Raw genomic sequence first — 633 nt, 5'->3', positions numbered from 1 at the left:
TGATAACCGGTCCAATGCCGCCAAATAGCCCTGCCGAGATGCTTGATGGCGCGCAAGGCCTCGTTCCTGTCTGCCGCTCCGGGGCTATCCTTCTTCCACGGTTTGGCGTTGCGCCTGGGCGGTATGACCGCGTCCGCGCCCCGGTTCGCGATGGCGTCGCGGCAACCGCGAGTGTCGTAGGCGCCGTCAGCCGTGACCGAGGCGATCGCTTCGCCCTCGGGGATCTGGGCGAGTAGATCAGGCAACACAGGCGCATCGCCCACGCCGCTGCCGGTGATCTCGACAGCTCGCACCTCCAAGGTCGCCTCGTCCATCGCCAGATGGACCTTGCGCCAAACCCGCCTGCGCGAACCACCGTGCTTGCGCGTATGCCATTCGCCTTCGCCGCGGACTTTGATACCCGTGCTGTCGATAAGCAGATGCAGCGGACCGTTGCTGCTACGGTAGGGCAATTGCACAGCCAGCCTCTTCTGCCGCCGACAGAGCGTCGAGAAGTCCGGGACCGGCCAGTCGAGCTCTGCGAGCTTCAGCAGGCTTGCCACGAAGCCAGTCGTCTGGCGAAGCGGCAGGCCGAACAGAACCTTGATCGTCAGACAGGCTTGGATCGCGGCGTCGCTGTAGACCGGCTGGCCG

The 633-nt window shown here is 65.2% G+C and carries 1 protein-coding gene; it reads right to left on the bottom strand.

Features of this window, described 5'->3' with window-relative positions; genetic code table 11:
• On the bottom strand, positions 1-633 hold a 633-nt coding region (locus NHG85_RS09775), incomplete at both ends, for an IS5 family transposase (protein ID WP_253331909.1).

It is taken from the genome of Limimaricola litoreus (assembly GCF_024159025.1).
GTDB lineage: Bacteria > Pseudomonadota > Alphaproteobacteria > Rhodobacterales > Rhodobacteraceae > Limimaricola > Limimaricola litoreus.
The sequence above is the reverse complement of the archived record's forward strand: the minus strand, read 5'-3'. Positions and strand labels throughout refer to the sequence as shown.